This window comes from Lysinibacillus sp. NPDC056232 (assembly GCF_042267565.1).
In the GTDB taxonomy this organism is placed as follows: domain Bacteria; phylum Bacillota; class Bacilli; order Bacillales_A; family Planococcaceae; genus Lysinibacillus.
Map to the genome: position 1 here is coordinate 239691 of NZ_JBHJTF010000001.1, position 18973 is coordinate 258663.

General features: G+C 37.0%; 23 protein-coding genes. 12 read left to right on the forward strand and 11 right to left on the reverse strand.

The genetic code is table 11. The annotated features are described in order from the left end of the window. Positions 1-78 precede the first annotated feature (78 nt). Complete coding sequence (locus ACFCYJ_RS01185; protein WP_376069573.1) at positions 79-204, reverse strand: hypothetical protein; 126 nt, start codon at positions 202-204, stop codon at positions 79-81. Positions 205-288: 84 nt separating this feature from the next. Continuing rightward, complete coding sequence (locus ACFCYJ_RS01190) at positions 289-801, reverse strand: GNAT family N-acetyltransferase (RefSeq protein ID WP_376069576.1); 513 nt, start codon at positions 799-801, stop codon at positions 289-291. A gap of 209 nt (positions 802-1010) precedes the next feature. Between ACFCYJ_RS01190 and ACFCYJ_RS01195 the strand changes: the two genes are divergently transcribed. Then, a complete protein-coding gene (locus ACFCYJ_RS01195) occupies positions 1011-1244 on the forward strand; it encodes a DUF896 domain-containing protein (RefSeq protein ID WP_079560654.1) in 234 nt (77 codons plus the stop codon). A gap of 126 nt (positions 1245-1370) precedes the next feature. Next, positions 1371-3365: a transketolase gene (tkt, locus tag ACFCYJ_RS01200; protein WP_376069579.1), complete on the forward strand. Its 1995-nt coding sequence runs from the start codon at positions 1371-1373 to the stop codon at positions 3363-3365. A 30-nt stretch (positions 3366-3395) separates the two neighbouring features. Here tkt and ACFCYJ_RS01205 read toward each other — a convergent pair whose 3' ends face one another. Then, entirely contained in the window at positions 3396-3743 is a 348-nt protein-coding gene (locus ACFCYJ_RS01205; RefSeq protein ID WP_376069582.1) for a hypothetical protein, read from the reverse strand. A 135-nt stretch (positions 3744-3878) separates the two neighbouring features. Here ACFCYJ_RS01205 and ACFCYJ_RS01210 point away from each other — a divergent pair, with 135 nt between their 5' ends. Both ACFCYJ_RS01210 and ACFCYJ_RS01215 read left to right on the forward strand, forming a co-directional pair. After that, positions 3879-4865: a serine hydrolase domain-containing protein gene (locus ACFCYJ_RS01210; RefSeq protein ID WP_376069585.1), complete on the forward strand. Its 987-nt coding sequence runs from the start codon at positions 3879-3881 to the stop codon at positions 4863-4865. 19 nt (positions 4866-4884) lie between these two features. After that, on the forward strand, positions 4885-5544 hold the full coding sequence (locus ACFCYJ_RS01215; protein WP_376069588.1) for an HAD family hydrolase: 660 nt from the start codon (positions 4885-4887) through the stop codon (positions 5542-5544). Positions 5545-5598: 54 nt separating this feature from the next. On the opposite strand, the gene ACFCYJ_RS01220 is transcribed toward ACFCYJ_RS01215, so the two are convergent. The 7 genes from ACFCYJ_RS01220 to ACFCYJ_RS01250 all read right to left on the reverse strand — a co-directional run bounded on the left by ACFCYJ_RS01220 (position 5599) and on the right by ACFCYJ_RS01250 (position 10436). Continuing rightward, the gene (locus ACFCYJ_RS01220) at positions 5599-6231 is read right to left on the reverse strand and encodes a response regulator transcription factor (RefSeq protein ID WP_376069591.1); all 633 of its coding nucleotides are present in this window, start codon (positions 6229-6231) and stop codon (positions 5599-5601) included. After that, positions 6206-7243, reverse strand: coding sequence for a sensor histidine kinase (locus ACFCYJ_RS01225; protein WP_376069593.1), 1038 nt, complete (start codon positions 7241-7243; stop codon positions 6206-6208). Before ACFCYJ_RS01225 ends, ACFCYJ_RS01220 begins: the two co-directional genes overlap by 26 nt. Further along, entirely contained in the window at positions 7240-7923 is a 684-nt protein-coding gene (liaF, locus tag ACFCYJ_RS01230) for a cell wall-active antibiotics response protein LiaF (RefSeq protein ID WP_376069596.1), read from the reverse strand. The genes ACFCYJ_RS01225 and liaF overlap by 4 nt, the downstream gene beginning before the upstream one ends. Continuing rightward, positions 7904-8128 carry a hypothetical protein gene (locus ACFCYJ_RS01235; protein WP_376069599.1) on the reverse strand — a complete coding sequence of 75 codons (225 nt, stop codon included), beginning with the start codon at positions 8126-8128 and terminating at the stop codon, positions 7904-7906. The genes liaF and ACFCYJ_RS01235 overlap by 20 nt, the downstream gene beginning before the upstream one ends. 73 nt (positions 8129-8201) lie before the next feature. Continuing rightward, positions 8202-9326, reverse strand: coding sequence for an alpha/beta fold hydrolase (locus ACFCYJ_RS01240; protein ID WP_376069601.1), 1125 nt, complete (start codon positions 9324-9326; stop codon positions 8202-8204). A 102-nt stretch (positions 9327-9428) separates the two neighbouring features. Beyond that, positions 9429-10067, reverse strand: a complete 639-nt coding sequence (locus tag ACFCYJ_RS01245; protein WP_376069604.1) for a PspA/IM30 family protein — start codon at positions 10065-10067, stop codon at positions 9429-9431. A 15-nt stretch (positions 10068-10082) separates the two neighbouring features. Next, positions 10083-10436, reverse strand: coding sequence for a lmo0954 family membrane protein (locus ACFCYJ_RS01250; RefSeq protein ID WP_376069607.1), 354 nt, complete (start codon positions 10434-10436; stop codon positions 10083-10085). Positions 10437-10710: 274 nt separating this feature from the next. On the opposite strand from ACFCYJ_RS01250, the gene sirA reads away from it, so the two are divergent. The 3 genes from sirA (at position 10711) to ACFCYJ_RS01265 (ending at position 12071) form a co-directional block, all read left to right on the forward strand. Next, the gene (gene sirA / locus ACFCYJ_RS01255) at positions 10711-11136 is read left to right on the forward strand and encodes a sporulation inhibitor of replication protein SirA (protein ID WP_053483154.1); all 426 of its coding nucleotides are present in this window, start codon (positions 10711-10713) and stop codon (positions 11134-11136) included. Between the two features lie 100 nt (positions 11137-11236). Continuing rightward, positions 11237-11455 (forward strand): YneF family protein, encoded by a 219-nt coding sequence (locus ACFCYJ_RS01260; protein WP_049668607.1) that lies wholly within the window; start codon positions 11237-11239, stop codon positions 11453-11455. Between the two features lie 145 nt (positions 11456-11600). Beyond that, positions 11601-12071, forward strand: coding sequence for an S-ribosylhomocysteine lyase (locus tag ACFCYJ_RS01265; protein ID WP_376069611.1), 471 nt, complete (start codon positions 11601-11603; stop codon positions 12069-12071). A gap of 81 nt (positions 12072-12152) precedes the next feature. Here ACFCYJ_RS01265 and ACFCYJ_RS01270 read toward each other — a convergent pair whose 3' ends face one another. Continuing rightward, a complete protein-coding gene (locus ACFCYJ_RS01270; protein ID WP_376069614.1) occupies positions 12153-13124 on the reverse strand; it encodes an alpha/beta hydrolase in 972 nt (323 codons plus the stop codon). A 256-nt stretch (positions 13125-13380) separates the two neighbouring features. On the opposite strand from ACFCYJ_RS01270, the gene ACFCYJ_RS01275 reads away from it, so the two are divergent. The 5 genes from ACFCYJ_RS01275 to ACFCYJ_RS01295 all read left to right on the forward strand — a co-directional run bounded on the left by ACFCYJ_RS01275 (position 13381) and on the right by ACFCYJ_RS01295 (position 18963). Further along, entirely contained in the window at positions 13381-14565 is a 1185-nt protein-coding gene (locus tag ACFCYJ_RS01275) for an acetyl-CoA C-acetyltransferase (protein ID WP_376069616.1), read from the forward strand. A 23-nt stretch (positions 14566-14588) separates the two neighbouring features. Beyond that, positions 14589-14855, forward strand: a complete 267-nt coding sequence (locus ACFCYJ_RS01280; protein WP_079560678.1) for a YqkE family protein — start codon at positions 14589-14591, stop codon at positions 14853-14855. A gap of 461 nt (positions 14856-15316) precedes the next feature. Continuing rightward, entirely contained in the window at positions 15317-16411 is a 1095-nt protein-coding gene (locus ACFCYJ_RS01285; protein ID WP_376069618.1) for a sugar ABC transporter substrate-binding protein, read from the forward strand. A 67-nt stretch (positions 16412-16478) separates the two neighbouring features. Beyond that, positions 16479-18002, forward strand: coding sequence for a sugar ABC transporter ATP-binding protein (locus ACFCYJ_RS01290; protein WP_376069621.1), 1524 nt, complete (start codon positions 16479-16481; stop codon positions 18000-18002). Next, positions 17989-18963: an ABC transporter permease gene (locus tag ACFCYJ_RS01295; RefSeq protein ID WP_376069624.1), complete on the forward strand. Its 975-nt coding sequence runs from the start codon at positions 17989-17991 to the stop codon at positions 18961-18963. The genes ACFCYJ_RS01290 and ACFCYJ_RS01295 overlap by 14 nt, the downstream gene beginning before the upstream one ends. Positions 18964-18973: the final 10 nt, after the last annotated feature.

Genomic DNA, 18973 nt, shown 5'->3' on the forward strand with positions numbered 1-18973 from the left:
AAATCATCGCATCCATGCGATAACGGCTAACTGACCTGCATCACGCAGGCCCAAGCACAAAGCCGATTCTGGACGCAATTATGCCGAGGCATAATTGATTTCAACAGTTATAATGGGTTTATTTCCTTGCATTAATATTGATAATGCCACACTCAGTTCATATTCACTAAATTGAGGATACAATAATACAGCGGTCCTTTTCATATAATTCTCTCCTCTATTTTAAAACGAAGATTTAGAAATCGACATGGTAGTATAGTAGATTTTATCAATTCCTGAAAGTGTATCTTATGCCCATTCCTCATCTAAGACAGCATAGTAGTATTCATCCCACCACTCATCTCCATTGGGTATACATTTTTTAAAATAACCCTCACGTCTCATGCCGATTTTCTCCATCACTTTATAGGAGGGGATATTTTCTGGCTGGCAAGTTGCAATAATTCTATGAAGTTTCATTTCTTTAAATCCGTAGTCCAGTACAGCTTTAGCTGCTTCTGAGGCATATCCATTATTGAAATAGTTCGGATTCAATACCCAGCCAATTTCGTACGTATGATCACCAAAACATTCATGGAAAACAATATGACCAATAACCATATTTTCACTTAGTAAAATAATAGGGAAGTATTTTGCTTTCTCCCCGCTATTTTCTGAAACAAACTTTTTTGCTTGCGCCTCATTAAAAACGCCCTCCGGAATATACTTCATCACATTTGGATTTGAAGTATATTCATAGACAGCTTGCCAATCTTGAACTTCGAATTCTCTTATTAATAGTCTTTTTGTTTTGATAAACATTTCATTTTCCTCCAAACATAAATCGATTGTTGTTTTGGAACCCTATAAATCAGTTATACACTTCTAATTTCTCAAAGTCATGTAATTTATGGTATTTATTTCAAAAACATATGATTGCTAGAAAGGTTGGTATAACTGCATTTTAAGGGAATTCATGCTATACTTTGCATACCATATTCATTAAGATATGTATTGAAAGGTGTGTAATTATGTTATCAAAAGAAAAAATTAACCGAATCAATGAACTTTCTGCTAAGTCTAAAAATGGTACTTTAACAGAGGCAGAAGCTAAAGAACGAACAGCGCTTCGTAAGGAATATCTAGATACATTTAGAGCAACGATGCGTGATACAATTGAAAACGTAAAAGTGGTAGATGCTGAAGGAAATGATGTAACTCCAGAAAAAGTTAAACAAGCGAAAAAAAATAAATTTCTCAATTAATATGACACATTTCTATAAAGTATGTTATAAAACGTTAATAGTGTAACAAAACCATTGTTTTCTGAAGCAATGTTGACTAAACTGTAAAAGAACAATATATAGGACGAGAAAGGATGTCACAAAATAATGACTCAACATGCGGATCAACTAGCGATTAATGCTATCCGAACTTTGTCAATCGATGCAATTGAAAAAGCAAACTCAGGTCACCCAGGTTTACCGATGGGGGCAGCGCCAATGGCTTATACGCTTTGGACAAAACAACTTCGCCATAATCCGGCGAATCCAAAATGGTTTAACCGCGATCGTTTTGTACTTTCTGCAGGTCATGGCTCTATGCTTCTATACAGCCTACTTCACCTTGGGGGCTACGGCTTACCAATGGAAGAAATTCAAAACTTCCGTCAATGGGATTCATTAACTCCAGGACATCCTGAATATGGTCATACTGTTGGGGTAGAGGCAACAACAGGTCCTCTAGGTCAAGGTATTGCTATGACAGTTGGTATGGCAATGGCTGAACGCCATTTAGCAGCTACTTACAATAAACCAGGACATGACATCGTTGATCACTATACATTTGCACTTTGTGGCGATGGCGATTTAATGGAAGGTGTAGCAGCTGAAGCTATCTCTTTAGCAGGTCACTTAAAACTTGAAAAGTTAATCGTTTTATACGATTCAAACGATATTTCTTTAGATGGTGATTTAGAAAAATCATTCTCAGAAAATGTCCAAAAGCGTTTTGAATCTTATGGCTGGAACTATTTAAAAGTTGCTGATGGTACTGATGTTGAAGCAATTAACGCAACTATCGAAGAAGCTAAAAAATCAACTGGCAAGCCTACACTGATCGAAGTGAAAACTGTTATCGGTTTTGGTTCACCAAACAAATCAGGTAAAGCTGCTTCTCACGGTGCACCACTTGGTCAAGATGAGGTCGTTTTAACAAAAGCAGCATATGAATGGGCGCATGAGCCATTCCAAATTCCTGCTGAAGCATATGATACATTCGCAGCAGCTGCTGAAGTTCAAGGGGCACAACCTGAAGAAGCTTGGAATGCTAAGTTTGAAGCATATAAGCAAGAGTTCCCAGAATTAGCAGCACAATTTGAAAACGCAATGAATGGTCAATTACCAGAGGATTTCGCTTCAGAATTACCAGTTTATGAAGCAGGTAAATCAGTAGCAACTCGTTCTTCTTCTGGAGATGCAATCAATGCCATTGCGAAGAAAACTCCTTCATTCTTCGGTGGTTCAGCTGACCTTGCTGGCTCAAACAAAACAACGATGAAAGACGCTGGAGATTTCTCTGCAGATGATTATGCTGGCCGTAATATTTGGTTCGGTGTACGTGAGTTTGCAATGGGTGCTGCTATGAATGGTATGGCACTTCACGGTGGTGTTAACGTATTCGGTGGTACATTCTTCGTATTCTCTGATTATGTTCGTCCAGCTGTACGTCTTTCTGCATTAATGGGTCTTCCTGTTACTTATGTATTTACACATGACTCAATTGCTGTAGGGGAAGATGGTCCGACACATGAACCAATCGAACACCTTTCATCTTTACGTGCAATGCCAAATTTATCTGTTGTTCGCCCAGCTGATGCAAATGAATCAGCAGTTGCATGGGAGCTAGCAGTAGCATCTGAAAAAACACCAACTGTGTTAGTATTATCTCGTCAAAACTTACCTGTGCTTGACGCATCTATTGATACAGTACGTGAAGGTGTTACAAAAGGTGCTTATACAGTGTCTCCTGCTACAAAAGAAGTGGCAGATGCCATTTTAATTGCAACAGGCTCTGAGGTTTCACTTGCAGTTGAAGCACAAAAAGCACTAAAAGCTGAAGGCATGGATGTGGCAGTTGTTTCAATGCCATCTATGGATCGCTTCGAAAAACAAGACGCAGCTTACAAAGAATCTGTTCTTCCAAAAGCTGTGACAAAACGTCTTGCAATCGAAATGGGCGCATCATTCGGCTGGCATAAATACACTGGTTTTGAAGGAGACGTTCTTGCTATTGACAAGTTCGGCGCTTCTGCACCAGGTGAATTAGTAATGGAAAAATACGGATTCACAGTAGAAAATGTTGTAGCGAAGGTAAAAGCGCTATAATTTATAAAATACCGCAATACTCAGGGGGGGTTAAACCTCCCCTGAGTGCTGCGGTATTTTTTCGCGTTTAGAAGATTTCATTAAAGAAATCCATATAGCTGCACAATGAATTAGAAGTATAGCAACAAAGTAGTAAAAGGCCTTGGAACTTCCTCCAATGTTTAGTTCATCAACAATAATCCCACTAAACCAAAGCAGCTGACCTGTGACAATGACTGAGAGACTTGCAAAAAGTAAACAAAACCAAATAGATACTTTTTTTACAATCACAATGATGAGTAGCAAAACAGCAAAAAGTAGGGTAGCTTCAAAAATAGGGTCAAGAAGTGAAAACGTATTTTCATTTACGAAATGCTTATAAGTAAATCGAGTATCCACACAACTGCTACTTGAAAATAACGACGTTTTTGGTAATAAAAGGTTTTTGATTAAGAAACTTATCTAGTATTAATTTCCATTTGGTATACAATGATAAGTGTAGCTATCGAACTAGAAATGTTGAGGTGTATTTAAATGAATTCACAAGCTATACTCACACAAGTAAAGAAAACTTTCTCAAAATTAGATTGTACAGGTGGCGGAGTTATTATTAATAAACATGGTCAAACCGTACTAGAAGAATATTTTGGTGTGAAAGGACAACAACAAGACGCCAAAAGAGTAGGACCACATACTTTTTTTCATCTTGCTTCAGTTCGTAAAACATATGTAGGATTTGCTGTAGCATATGCGATATTTCATAACTATATTGCCTCAATAGATGATACACTAAGTGATTATTTAGAGAATGAAAAAGTTTTTGCCGATGTATCAATTAGACATCTACTAACACATACTCACGGTTTACGTCGCCAAAATGAAAAAGTGATGCAGGAATTCAAAGCAGGCTATAACTGGGCATACCGAGATATCAATGTAGAACTACTTGCACAAGTCATTTTTAAAGCTACTGGAAAAACTATTGCTGAAATTGTGGATGAGCAAGTATTTCAAACATTATCTTTTACTGAAACAAATTGGTTCAGTGAAAAAAACGAACAGCATATAGAAGTAATACATAATGATAGTCCATTTTGGTATAAAAGTGATATATGTGATGGTAGCAAAATGAATATGTATAGCTCATTAAGAGAGTTAGCTAAGTGGGGGCAAGTGCATCTTGATAAAGGGAGATTACATGGAAAACAAATTATACCTGAAGAAATCATACAGCTAATGACGACAATTCAATCCCCGAATTCTAAACCAAAGAATCTACCAACTAATGGTTTTTTCTGGTTTGTTCAGCCAGAACAGAAAGAAGGGATTACAGAGTTAAGCCCAAAATTACCACAAGGAAGCCTTCAGTTACTTGGTTATACAAGTGTTGCATTATTGGTAATTCCAAAAGAAAATATTGTCGCGGTACGTGGATTTAATAGTTTCGGGTCACCTAAGGGGTTTGATTATATCAAGGATATTCATGATTTTGGTTCAACCGTGTATCAATCAATACTTTAATAATAAAAGGAGAGCTTGTATGAAAAAGTATAGCGTTGTTTTATTTGATTTAGACGGCACAATATCTGATCCTAAAGTAGGGATAACGAAATCAATTCAATATGCTTTACAAAAAATTGGTATAGTTGAAGAAGATTTGGATAAGCTTGAAACGTTTATTGGGCCGCCGTTACAAGTATCATTTCGAGAAATATATGGATTGGATGATGTTCAAATACAGCAAGCGATTGCCTATTACCGTGAACGTTTTATCCAAATCGGCATGTATGAGAATAATTTGTATCAAAATATATCTTCATTATTAGAATATTTACAGAAAGAGGGATATCAGTTAGCAATAGCTACATCTAAGCCAACCGTATTTGCAGAACAAATTTTACAATATTTCAATCTTAAACATTTTTTTGACCTTGTCGCAGGTAGCAACTTAGATGGTACACGTTCAGCAAAAGGGGAAGTCATCACATTTGCACGCGAACATTTTAATGAAGCGAATATCGATCAATTTATTATGATTGGAGATCGTAAATACGATATTGTTGGGGCACATGAAAATCAAATGGATTCTATCGGTGTTACTTATGGCTATGGCTCACTTGACGAATTATCGGATGCGCAAGCAACATACATAGTTAACAGTGTAAACGAGCTTCAAGAAATTTTTAATAGATTAGGTTGAAAAAATACGAAACTGCATTGGTAAAACTGCAGTTTCGTATTTTTTTGGAAAAACTTACTTCGCAATCCCATTTTGAAAAGCGTAGACAACTGCTTGTGTGCGATCTTGAACATCGAGCTTCGCTAAAATATTGCTGACATGTGTTTTTACGGTTTTTACTGCAATGTATAAATCGTCGGCGATTTCCTGATTTGCTTTGCCTTGAGCCATGAGCAATAATACTTCCATTTCACGTTCGGTAAGCTGCTCATACAGTGGGGTACTATTGCCGTGGCGCATGCGATGCATCATTTTGGATGTTACTTCTGGCTCTAAAACGGTTTCGCCGCCCATTGTTTTACGGATGGCATCGGCGATTTGCTTCGCATTTGATGTTTTTAAAATATAGCTGACTGCACCAGCCTCTAATGCAGGATAGACTTTGTCATCATCTAAAAAACTTGTCACCATCATAATTTTTGCTTCTGGCCATGCAGCTAAAATTTCAGCTGTCGCCTCAGCTCCTGTCATGACTGGCATCACATTGTCCATTAAAATAATGTCTGGACGCAAGGCGAGAGCACGTTCCACTGCCTCTTGACCATTTTCAGCTTCACCTACAACAGTGATATCTGGTTGTGCTGATAGATAGGCAGATACACCGATACGCACCATCTCATGGTCATCCACTATTAACACTTGAATCATTCACTTCAACCTCCTTTTGTAAATGGGTTTTCACCTCTACAATTGTTCCTTCCCCAGGTACTGACACAATTTTGTACGTACAGCCTATCTCCACAGCGCGTTCAGCAATATTTTGCAGTCCATAAGAAGTAGATTTATCTGCTTCGACATCAAAGCCAAGGCCATTGTCCTGAATACGTAAAATGGCTAAATCATCGCGGGCAACGAGCAGTAATTCAACTTCGCTAGCTTTTGCATGGCGTAGCGTATTCGATAACGCTTCCTGTGCAATACGGAATAAATGGTCCTCCTCCGCTTTGGATAGTGACATTTCTTCAAGCTCATATTCAATATGAAAAAATACTTTTTGCTGCAGCTCAATAATTAACTCCTCAAGACCTTGTGCAAGAGTTTTATTGTGCAGAGCTACTGGACGTAAATGTAATAATAATGCGCGCATTTCAAGCTGTGCCTGTTGCACAACTTTTTCAACCTGTTTTAAGCTTGTAGGATTTTCAGCAGTTTCGGTTAATGCGGAAAGCAACATCGAAGCTGCGAATAATTGCTGTGATACAGAATCATGGAGCTCACGAGCAAGGCGTTGACGTTCAGCAATAATTCGCTCTTGAATAATTTTATCATTAGCTTCTGCACGTTCATTGGATAAGCGTTGTAAGCTTTTTCGTTGGGTATCGATTAATTCACTTGTTTGAACTAAAGCTTTTTTCAAAGGTTTTGGTAAAGGTTGTTTTTTAGGTAATACAAAATCCGGTTCAACTAACTGTTTTACGATACGGGTTGCCTGAGCCTCTCTTGCACGGGCAGTCATACTAATCCAGCTTGCAATCAGTAAACTAAGCGCAAAAAGAATGACGACAATAAAACCACCGAGTGGGATATTATTATAATTCTGCTGCCATAATGGCTCCCACGTTTTCTCGTTTGGCTCGCCCCAAACAACGACAAGAAGACCGAATGCAGCACTCATCAAAATAAAAAGTAGAGTAAATATTCTCGAGATAAAGGCAATCATTTACGTAGCACCTCCAAGTCCCCAAGCCATGTTGCAACATGTATCACAAGTGTACGCTTTGCATCCTCAGGGTTTCCATCTGAGAAACTTACACTTTCATTGAGTAAGCGTTGCGGTCCAACATGTAGGCATTTTAATTCACCAAACAATGTCGTATAGTGTAAGCGGAATGGAATTTCATATGGGATATAAATTTGTACCTTACCAATGCCTTGTCGAATTGTAATGAGACTTGTGCCAGCAGGTAAAATTGTTTGTGTTGTATCAATCGTAATGTCACCTACAAGTCGCTGAATTTGAACATCTTGCCATTTATAGGCATCTAATGGTGCAGGCATTGTGCCGAATAATTCGTTCTTCGTAGCAGGAAGTTTTTCGAAAAGCTCCAAGCCAACAACTTTGGCTTCGTTTTCTCTTTGCAAGTATTGATAGAGCATATATAAGAGAATGATGACGATAAATAAGCGTAAACTCCACATCGTAAAGAGGGCAATCGAGATAAAGAAAATTCCTGTCCATTTAAAGAAACGATTTTTTTTCGAGAAACTTAAATAAAGAAGTCCTACTCCAATCAATAGACAAAAGGCGCCACCGTTATTAAAAATTGTGAGCTCCATAAAAACGAGTAAAAAGAAGCATAGTACCCAAAAAGTGAGCTTATTAGTTGTGAAATTTTGCAAGAGGGTCACCCTTCTTTCTACGAATTGATAAGAGAAGACGAACTTCTCTTAAAATAAGATATTTCATTTTAAAATTTTTTTGTGGCTCATCCCCATAGCATAGGGTTGATTTCCGTTCCGGCTGGGCGCTTTCCTGGGGGCGTCCGATGAGCCGCTTCACTCGCGCTGCTCGCTCCAGGGTCTCATCTGTGACGCTGATCCCCAAGGAGTCGCCCAGCCTCCACTCCAATCAACTTAATACATGGCAAATGTCTTCCAAACTTTTGGTGATGGGCCTTTTAATGATTTTCAAGCATTTTTTTGAATGTATCATTTAGCAATGTGGAATCGAGTGTATTTGGATAATGAGCGGAGTGATCTAAAGTGATAAACTCCTTACCATTTGGTGCATCTAATAGTTCATAATATTGCTTTGCTAATTCATAATTCGTCTGTTTATCATATTTACCTTGTATTAAATAAACGGGTATATCTATACTTTTTACAGAATCAAAAAAATTAGTATGGATAATTTCTTTTTTTAGTTCTTGGCTTTTTATAAGGCTAAATTGTGGCCCTGAAATAAATGCTTTATACAGATCCTGTAGAGAGTAATCTGGAGAAGTGAAAGCCCCTTTTATTAATTCGAAGAGATTCACTTTCTTTATCGAATCATCAAAATAATTCATGCCTTTATACTGATTGATAAGATCGCTAAATTGATCCTCATCTTTTGCTAAATAAGGACCCTCGCCTATATTGTCTAAAATTCGGAGAGTCTTTTTATCTCCACTAGATAGTGCTTCACTATGTAACCAATTGTAGCCAAGTTCTTGACCTTTACTAATATTTGTTACTTGAGAAATGCCCAAATAGGCATGAAACTTCTCAGGATAATCGGATACTAATTGAGTGCCAATGACAGTACCGAAAGACTGACCAATGACAAATATTTTTTCCTGTTGATAATGTTCTCTAATATAATCGACTATTATAGTAGCATCTTCTGTAAATTGAGAAAGGGTCATTGTAGTATTCGTTAATTTCTTGTTAAAACTTTTTCCGGAACCTCTTTGATCATAATAAACTGCTACGCAATTTTCGGTTATTTCAGGATACAATGTTCGAGCACTCACGCCATAGGGGAATGGAGCCCCTGGTCCACCGTGTAGAAATAAACAAAATGGTTTCTCCTTATCTTTTCCTTCCACTAATATATATTGTTTATCGCCATTTACATTGATTTCCTTTAATTCGCTAATACCACCATTATCAATAATTTCAGCACTTTTCTGTTTAATTTGTTGTTGAACCATGAAGCGAAAGCCTAATAACATGATTATAAGTACTATAAGAATAAAAAAAGCAAAAAGACATATTTTAATCATAGGCCTAAACCACTTTCTGTTTAATATTATTTTCATTTTACCATATCCTTTATCTCCTTTTGGTCACCTTCAATAAGTGAGGAAAGTTTTTTCTTCAAAGAAATGGGATGCTTCAATAATTGAGGCATCCCTTATTTCTTATTTGTTTTCAATTAGCAGTGGTGCGTTATCTTCTGTGACATTTTTTTCTAGCTGTGCAAGACGAGTCTCGAAAGATGTTACTTCATGATCTTTGTCGATTTGGTAAGCAAGTTTATCGATGTATGATTCTAAATCTTCAAAGTTGGTTTTATTGTTTTTAGCAATCATACCGTCCATTTGATGGTGAGCGCGTGTGACGTTTTCTTTGCCCATAAGCTGTAATTGACGCACTTTCATATCTTTAATTTTGTGTTTCATCGTTTCAAATTTGCGTTCAAGCTCGAAGTATTCACGTGTACTTGCTTCAATACTAGTTTGTAATGTATTGTTGCGTGCTGTGTAAGCAGCTACTTCATCAGTAGCAAAATCGATTAAATCTTGCTCCCCACTAGTAGAAGCTAATTTAAGTTGAGCCTCACGTTTAGCTAGTAAATCTGCATTTTGTTTAAATTCCTGCTCGAGTTTTTCCTTTAATTGACCTTGACGCTCTAATAATTTTCCAGTTTGCTCTGTTTGTTTTTCTGCTTCACGAATGTATTGGTTTAACATTCCGATTGGATTTTTTTGTTCCTTCTTATCAAATAAATGATGTAAATCTGCCTCTATAGTATATCTAAAGCGTTGAAATAAGTTCATGTAAATTCGCTCCTTTTATTTTGTTAAGTTAGACCATTCTTTTTCAAAGTTTGTAAACGGATCTTCTTTTTTAGCTTCAATTGTTGGGATTTTTACATCTTCGTTGTTCCATTTTTTATAGATAACATAGATAACAGCGATTGCTGCTAAACCAACCATTGCTGGGATATTAGATATTGCTGATAGAACACCTATCAGACCTACTGTAAACCATAAGATTTTGCCGAATGTCGATTTACTCGCAGCGTAGAAGTGCATACCGAGTGCTACAAACAATCCTGAAAATAGTAGACCTGCAAGCGGTGCAGTCAAAGCAAGTGCGACACATCCTGCGATAAAGCCTCCTATTAGTAGAAAAAATTTTCTCATATGTTTTAGCTCCTTTCGTTGATACCTTTATATTACCTATTAGCGCGCTTTGCTAAAACGGACTGGAAATTGATTTTACTCTAGGTCTTGAGGCTGAGAGTATTCTAAGCACTGTAGAAAAAGCAAAAATGCAATTAGCCATAAAGCATTTAATAGAACTGAAAGTAGAAAGTTTTCGACAAAAATAGAAGATGAATGCCTCCTTCGTTTGACAAATTAAAGAGTTTGGATGAGCTATACTTATGAAAAAGAAATGAGCGAAGGAGGATTTCTAGTGAGAACCTATTCCATATATAAAATAAAAGAAGAGCATTTAACGTTTATTTTCGGCAGAGAGCGTAAGTTATTAGAAATGATGCAAGGCTGTGAAGACGCTAACGAGAAATCCTTAAAAGAACTTGCATATATATGTGAAACCGTTCGCTTCGATGAGATAGCTACGATGCTAGAGGCGCAACTAGATTCTAAGTATGCACATTTAGAGAGAGCCCGTAATGCATTATTTTTAGAACATCCTATAAAAGGAAAAATGGCTATTTATTTAGTGGAACGCAAAATTTGTGTCTATTGTGAGGGTTCACGGATGCTTGATTTGGATCTATTCCAAATGCTTGCAAAGATGAGCGAGCGCTTTATTGCATTTAATAAACAAGATAATGAGTGTGGATGGCTAAAGCCAATGAAGTATACAATGCATTAGGAAATTTCACTACAATATATAGTAACACGCTAATATTTGGTGTATAATGGAGCGTGGAGAGTTTTTTTCTCGGTATATTGTAGTGGAGGAGGTTGGTTGTATGCCTACATGGGGCTGGATTATTATTGTAATTATCGCATTAGCAGCGGGCGCGGCACTTGGTTTCTTTTTAGCTCGTCAAGCTATGATGAAATATTTGAAAGAAAACCCACCAATTAATGAGCAAATGATTCGTATGATGATGGCGCAAATGGGTCGTACGCCGTCTGAAAAGCAAGTACGCCAAATGATGTCACAAATGAATAAATTCCAAAAATAAGAGGGATTTTTAAAGAACAACTAGTCCAAGCCAGGGCAAGTTGTTTTTTATTTTATCCACGATTTAAAAAATTCAAAAAAACCATACAATTCTATCGGAAAACTCGTTATAATGGAAATATTCTAAATAAAAGGGGTTGTCTGCATTGGAAAAAGAAAAAACAAATGTTGAAAGCTTTGATTTAGACCATACGAAAGTAAAAGCGCCATATGTACGTTTAGCAGGTGTTAAAACAGGAAAAAATGGCGATGAAGTGTACAAATATGATATTCGTTTTAAACAGCCTAATAAAGAGCATATGGAAATGCCTGCATTACATTCCTTAGAGCATTTATCGGCAGACATTATCCGCAATTACTCTGATCATATTGTTGATTTCAGTCCAATGGGTTGTCAAACTGGCTTCTATGTATCGCTGATCAATCACAATGATTATGAAGACTTATTAAATATTTTAGAAAAAACATTTACAGATGTAACAAAGGCCACTGCAGTCCCAGCCTGCAATGAAGTGCAATGTGGTTGGGCAGCTAGCCATAGTCTAGAGGGTGCACAAGCGTTAGCTAAAGAATTTTTAGCAAAACGTGATGAATGGCATGTCGTTTTTGCAGAATAAATTGAAAGGCAGAAAAGTTGTTATATCAACATTTCTGCCTTATTTTTGTTTATTTACATAACCTTTTTGAGACAGCTTCTTTCAAAAATGAAATGGAATGACATTGGACGAAGAAGAATCACGATTAATTTTTTGATAGATGAAGTTTTCTAAAAAATCATGGATTAAATCCTCATATTCAGCCATATTTTCATTAAAGGATTGTGCATGGGCACCTTTATCAAATAACTTTAACTTTTTAGGACCAGTTTTTTTATTGTATAAATCCAGTGACATGGAAGCGGGGATAAATGTGTCAGGGATACTATGGATAAAGAGTACTGGCTTTTCAATAGTTGTCACAGCTTCAGAAGGTGTCACACTTTTAAAGGAATAACCGTCTCGTAAGCGGACGAAGAAATCTGCAAAACGAATGGGAATAATCGATCCGTATTTAAATTCGGTCTTAGCAATTTGTTTCAGCAGCATTGAAAAATCAGAAAACGCACAATCAGAGATATAGAAATCCGCACCGTCCTCTACAGTTCCTGCATATAGGAGCATTGTTGCGGCACCCATCGATTCACCATGAATACCAAGAATAGCGTCTTCACCAATCATTGCCTTGACAGTTTTGACAACTGCGTCAAGGTCATTTTTTTCATAATAGCCGTAGCTAGTCGTTTTCCCACCTGTTTCCCCATGTCTACGATGGTCAAAAATAACGGAATTGTAGCCAAGGCGTTCAAAAAGTCGAGCATATTTGACAGAGTTGATTTTATTTTCTGTTACACCATGGCAAATAATGATGGTATTATTTGTTTCCAATGGCTGAAACATAATACCGCGAATCGTATAACCATTTGGAGAATCGATATTTAATTCACATTTTAAATTTTTATTGTACCAAGCTTCATCAAAACGTTTTGCAGTCGTTTCACGTTCACGAACAAATTCAGGATCCTTTTGCTTAATGTACATTAATTTATTGGAGAGCGCGAAGCCAAACAGACCTGTTGCTGCTGCGGCAATCGTCGTCGTTATACCTGAAAATAAAAGCATTTTCTTTTTCATTATTAACACCTCCACATCCTGTTTCATTTGTTGTCTAGGCATACAAGCGACATCATTCGTATGTATGCACTTTGCTTAATTGTAATGTTCCCAACTGAGACTGTTTAAAACACGTCAACATTTTACAATATCTTTGGCAAAACTGCGATTATTTCTATTATCGAAAATCGTCAAAATATTTGTTAAAATAGATATATCTGCTAGTAGCATATGCATGCAGTGTTCATTTTTGAACGGGGAAAAGGGGAGAATGTTTATGACAAACGAGGTAGTAATAGTAAGTGCAGTACGTACAGCTATTGGTTCATTCCAAGGAACATTAAAGGATGTACCAGCGACAAAATTAGGGAGCATTGTTATTAAAGAAGCATTAGCACGTGCTGGTGTAGCAGGCGAAAAAGTTGACGAGGTCATTATGGGGAATGTCTTATCAGCTGGGCTTGGACAAAATCCAGCTCGTCAAGCAGCAATTGCAGCGGGTTTACCGCATGAAGTATCTGCATTAACGATTAATAAAGTTTGTGGCTCAGGACTAAAAGCTGTTCATTTAGCGACACAAGCCATTTTTGCAGGGGATGCGGATATTATCGTTGCAGGTGGCTTTGAAAATATGAGCCAAGCACCGTATGTCTTAAAAAATGCACGAGAAGGCTTCCGCATGGGGGATCAAAAAGTAGTTGATACGATGATTCATGACGGATTATGGTGTGCTTTTAATGACTATCATATGGGCGTTACAGCTGAAAATTTATGTGATGTCTATGAGATTTCTCGTGAGGAACAAGACGCCTTTGCAGCACGTTCACAACAACGTGCAGAAGCGGCCATTACAGCAGGGAAGTTTAACGATGAAATCGTAGCGGTGGAAATTCCTCAGCGCAAGGGTGATCCTATTATTTTTGATAAAGATGAATTCCCGCGTCAAGGCGTTACAGCGGAATCTTTATCTAAACTACGTCCTGCCTTTAAAAAGGATGGCTCCGTGACAGCTGCAAATGCATCGGGCATTAACGATGGTGCAGCGGCAGTCGTTGTCATGTCGAAAGAAAAAGCGGAAGAGCTAGGCATTCGACCAATGGCACTAATTACAGCGAACGCAAGCGCGGGTGTTGACCCAGCGATTATGGGAACAGGCCCAGTAACGGCAGTAAAGAAAGCATTAGCAAAAGCTGATGTGACATTAGATAATATAGATTTAATTGAAGCAAATGAAGCTTTTGCAGCTCAATCTATTGCTGTAGATCGCGAACTAGGCTTTAATCATGATAAACTAAATGTGAACGGGGGCGCAATTGCTCTTGGCCACCCAATTGGTGCAAGTGGAGCACGTATTTTAGTCACGCTTTTACATGAGATGGAAAAGCGTGATGCAAAAACAGGTCTCGCAACACTATGTATCGGTGGTGGACAAGGCGTGGCAACAGTTGTCAAGCGCCCTTGAAGTGAATAAGAAGGTGAATTGCAATGGGAAAGAAAAGAAAACAGCAGCAACGTGTAGATAGTAGCGTGACAGCTAGTCTACCAAAGCAGGAGGCAGTGACATTAGCCGATCAGCTAGGCGGTGACGTGCTAGCTAAATTAAAAGCGGCAAAGCAAGATTTAACAGTGAAAGAACAAGCCGCTGAAGAAGAGCGCCAAGCAAAGCTAGCCTTTGAGCGCAAACAACGCGAAAAAAACAAATCGTTTGAAGAACTACTAAACGAATACGGCGATAAAGGCTCCAAATTTTAAATTTAAAAACAGTGAATCCAAATGCGGATTCACTGTTTTTTTATGCTTTATCGGAAAGATTCCGAGATTTATCGGAACAATTTTATGTTTTATCGGAAAGATTCTAAGATTTATCGGAACAATTAGCAAAAGAAATAATTGTTGCCAAATACTATTTTTAAAAACAGTTTTATTATTATTTAATTTGAGAATCGTGAAAACTACCAAATAGATCTGTATTACTCACGAAGATAAAAGAGTTGATTTTATATATTCTTCTGTATTGTGAAATAATAAACGTTTTGATTTGTAATTCCGTTTGAAATAAACAAAATGGAATTATTAATGAAAAAAAATAACTAAATAATGATTTTATTTAACAATTTGAGTTGACAAAAAATATTCTGAATAATATGATTATTGTGAAATTGATGCTTAATCAAGAGTTTTATATCATTTTTTAATAGAAAAGGGGGATTTTCATGAAAAGATTTGGAGTCTCGTTGATGTTGCTTGTGGGAATGTTTGTTTTGGCAGCTTGTAGTAATGATAACGGGAATGATGCTAGAAGTGACACGAATGAAATTATTGAAGGTGTGCCTGAAGGAGTACAAAACGGCAAAAAAATTGCTGTTTTACGTAATCTAGCTTCAGATGATCATACGAAGCAATTTTTAGATGGTGCACGTAAGGAAGGCGAAGCTTTGGGGTTCAAAGTGGATACGCATATAGTTGAAAATAATGATGCTAAGTTCCAAGAATTAGTTTCACAAATTACACAGCAAGACTATGACGGTATTATTATTTCGCACGGAAAAGAAGATTATTCATATGACATGATTAAGCCTGCTGTTGATAAAGGAATTAAAGTGACATTATTTGATACTGTCGCTAAAAAGAATGGTCAGAGTTTAGATGGTGTTACTGCAACATTCCAAGATGATTATGAGTTAGCACGTTTATCTCTTCAAGAAATTGCGGATTTAAGTAAGGAGCCCGTAAAGGTTATTAAACTATGGTTTGGAGGTTTATCTCCTTTAGATAGACGTCAGGAAATATATAAAGAGTTCGAGGATAAGGGTGAAATTGTCACTTTAGAAACAATTGGACCTACTAATTTCCAAGATATTCAAGGTGACATTGCTGCAAAAGTGAATGCCGTTTTAGCAAAATATCCAGAAGGTACAGTAGATGCAATTTGGGGCTCGTGGGATGAGTTAGCAAAAGGGGCTTATAAATCATTAGTAGATAACAATCGTTCAGACATTAAATTGGTTTCAATCGATGTATCGAACCAAGATATTAACTTAATGAAAGAAGATAATAGTCAATGGATTTCGACAGCTGCTGTAGACCCAGCTCTAATTGGTCGTATGAATATGCGTTTAATGGCAAAAAAATTAGCGGGTGAAGAAACTCCTGCAGAGTATGATTTAGATGCAAAATTAATTAAACAAAGTGATTTAAAAGATAACACAACGATGCTCAATCTAAATGAAATTATTGATGGCTGGGGCGTATCTACTGAATTTGATGAGGAATGGATGAAAACACTACGTGAACACTATTCAAAATAATACAAAGATGACGTCTTGTTTTCAATAAGACGTTTTCTTTTACCTTAATGTGAAAGGGGTGTTTGTTATGAAAGCCAAGACAGTCATTGAGATGAAAAAAATTTCAATTGAATTTCCCGGTGTGAAAGCCTTAAGTAATGTCGATTTCCAATTAGAATCAGGCACGATTCACGCTGTCATTGGTGCTAATGGGGCTGGTAAATCAACTCTAATGAAAATTCTTTCAGGAGCCTATCCGCATTATACCGGTGATATTTTTATAAACGGTGAACTAGTTTCTATTACTGATGCGAAAAAATCAAAGGAATTAGGTATAGATATTGTTTATCAAGAAGTAGATACAGCGTTAATACCCTATTTAAGTGTTGCAGAGAACATTATGCTAGATCAACTGATATTCGATAAAAAGTCAATTATCAATTGGCGAAAGATCCGTCAGTGTGCAAAGGATGTGTTAGATCGGATTGGTATTGAGTTAAATATTGAAAAAAAGGTGCAGGATATTTCTTTAGCGGATAAACAAATGGTGTTAATAGCGCGGGCATTAATTCATGAGAGAAAATTTCTAATATTAGATGAGCCTACCGCCCCTTTAAGCCAAGCAGAAACTGAGAAATTGTTTTCTATAGTCCGAGATTTAGTTAAAAATCATCATCTTGGAATTGTCTTTATCTCTCACCGGATACCAGAGCTATTTGAAATTTGCGAAAAAATCACCATTATGAAAGACGGCAAAATTGTAAAAGAAAGCTTAATTGAAGGGATTACTCAAAATCAAGTTATCGAGCAAATGCTTGGTAAAACTTTTGATTTAGTTCATCACAAACAATTAAAAGAAAAAGGACAATTAGCCTTACGGGTCAACCATCTTTTCGACGATTCAGGCTTAGTTAATGACGTATCTTTTCATGTCAATAAACATGAGATTATTGGTCTTGCTGGCTTAGTTGGAGCTGGAAAAACAGAATTATGCAAAGCGATATTTGGCATGTCTAATATTAAAGCGGGTTCCATTGAATTATATGGAAAACCTATTAAAAACCTAACTCCCTACCATGCTGTTAAAAACCATTTCGGTTTAATTCCTGAAGAACGTCGGAAAGAAGGGATATTTGTTGAAGAACCGATATTCAAAAATTTATCGATGGCCAATTTACAACCATTCACATGTTTAGGCAGCTTTATTAAACAAGCGAAAGAACGAGAGGCTGCTCGATCGATGATTCAAAAAATAGGTGCTAAAACACCGAACGAACATCAAAAGGTAGCGAATCTTTCTGGTGGTAATCAACAGAAAATCGCAATTGGTAAATGGTTAATGACCGATGCAGAAATTCTTCTGTTTGACGAACCTACAAAAGGCGTCGATGTTGGAGCTAAAAGCGATATTTTTAATCTAATTGATGAGCAGGCAAAAGAAGGAAAGAGCGTTATCTATGCGACGAGTGAATTAAGTGAAATTTTGTTAATTACTGATCGAATTTACGTAATGTACGACGGGAAAATTGTGAAAGAGTTAGTCACTAGCGAAACGACAGAAGATGAAGTTATGTTCTATGCTACTGGAGGCGAAGCGTATGCAAGAGCGTAAAAACAACCGAACGCTTTTATTTATTAAGGATTGGGCCATTGTACTAGCAGTTATTTTATTGATTATTGTTTTCACTGTTACTATTCCTAATTTTATGCAAACAAATAATGTCTTAAATATTTTAAGAAGTATTTCAATCGTTACGATAATAGCAGTTGGATTAACGGTTTCTTTATCTGTTAATGGTTTCGACTTATCGATTGGTTCGACAGCCACATTGGCGAATTCAGTTGTTGTATCTATGTTTGTATGGTTTAGCTTGCCAACAGGTGTATCCATTTTGGTTGCTATTTTAGCCGTTCTTTGTGTAGCACTATTTAATGCGTTTTTAATTGTAAAAGTGAAAATACCCGATCTGTTTGCCACATTAGCAACTATGTTTATTGTTGAAGGCGTTGCTATGACCTATACAGGGGGCGGTTCAATCTCTGTTGGTATGCCTCGTTTAGATGGGACACCAACAGAAGGTAGAATTTCGGATTTCTTCTTATTGTTAAGTAAGACACCTTGGATTATTTTAATCATGTTGTTCATCGTTATGTTAGTACATGTATTTTTAACATACACCAAACATGGACGATTTTTATACGCTGTTGGTGGTAATGAAGAAGCCGCAAAATTATCGGGGATTCCTGTCAACCGTTATAAAATGTTAGCTTATATTTTTTCAGCAGTTTTAGCCGGGATTGGTGGGCTATTGCTCGCGTCTCAAATCGGGTCTGCACAAATCAATGCAGGTGCAGGTTATTTAATGCCAGCTGTTGCTGCTGCTTTTATAGGGCAATCATTCGCTGGTCATGGCAAACCAAATGCCATTGGCACATTATTCGGAGCCGCATTAGTCGGTATTTTAGAAAATGGATTAGTAATGTTATCAGTTCCTTACTATTCTTTAAATATTATCAAAGGACTTGTTTTAGCATTTGCGCTAGCTTCAACGTATTACAGTGGAAAAAAATAGGAGGTTATTG